General features: G+C 32.1%; 1 protein-coding gene. It reads right to left on the reverse strand.

What is annotated here, in order from left to right; genetic code table 11:
* Positions 1 to 219, reverse strand: a 219-nt coding sequence (locus EOC06_RS39065; protein WP_206631445.1) for a hypothetical protein, incomplete at its 3' end; no start/stop codon positions are given.
* Between the last annotated feature and the right edge of the window lie 43 nt (positions 220 to 262).

The following is a 262-nucleotide window of genomic DNA, read 5'->3' on the forward strand; positions in this document are numbered from 1 at the left end:
CAAATAGGTTTGAAATTTCCCACTTTCGAATCCAAGGATTTCATAGCCCAACATCTTACAATCTGCTTTTGACATCAAATTCTTATTTAAAAGCTTCTTTTCTAGTACATATTGGTTTTCTTCCGGTTTAGTTTCAGTTTCTTCTTCTGCAATAAACTCATGTACCAATCCTTCTGGCAAACCAATACCAAAAATTTTGGTATCCTGTAAATTACTCAAATATTTCTGTTTATATTTTCAAGCAACAGCCACAGTTGTAAAT

The organism is Mesorhizobium sp. M7A.F.Ca.MR.362.00.0.0 (assembly GCF_004023175.1).
Lineage (GTDB): Bacteria > Pseudomonadota > Alphaproteobacteria > Rhizobiales > Rhizobiaceae > Mesorhizobium.